The sequence below is a fragment of the Brucella sp. TWI559 genome (assembly GCF_039674265.1).
Taxonomy (GTDB): Bacteria; Pseudomonadota; Alphaproteobacteria; order Rhizobiales; family Rhizobiaceae; genus Brucella; species Brucella chromiisoli.
In genome coordinates, this window is the sequence record NZ_JBDJNE010000076.1 from 1 (window position 1) to 502 (window position 502).

Genomic DNA, 502 nt, shown 5'->3' on the forward strand with positions numbered 1-502 from the left:
CGCTGCCGCTTATGCATCTCTCCCCAATGCCCTCGGTATCGAGAATGACCTTAGAGTTGGCGCTCAGGTCGTGACAGGGATCGGCTTCCTTGGGGCGGGACTTATCATCAAAGATGGCGCTAGTATCAAAGGATTGAGCACAGCTGCCACCGTATGGAGTACCGGTGCGGTCGGCGTTCTGACTGGTTATGGGCTATGGCTTCTCGCTTTAGAAACTACATTCTTCATCGTATGTCTGAACATTTCGCTGCCTAAAATCACAGTGCTGATAGACCGCTATTCCTTTGTGGCTCCGGAAACCCAACAGTTTTATCTCGTGAAGTTTCGTTGCCCCGTCGAGAGCGAGATTTCTGTGCGCGGGTTGCTCGTTCAGGCCATTGATCAGCGAAAGTTGCGCTTTCACGCCATCCGAAGTCATCGACTGGAGGGAAGCAATGATGTGGAGGTGGAAACAACGCTTTTTGCGGGCAAAGAGGGGGACCGCATGGTCGAGGGGGTGGTG

Annotated in this window: 1 protein-coding gene; it reads left to right on the plus strand. The window is 53.4% G+C overall.

The genetic code is table 11. The annotated features are described in order from the left end of the window. The coding region (locus tag ABE530_RS19685) for an MgtC/SapB family protein (RefSeq protein WP_499695731.1) at positions 1–502 on the plus strand (502 nt) is incomplete at both ends.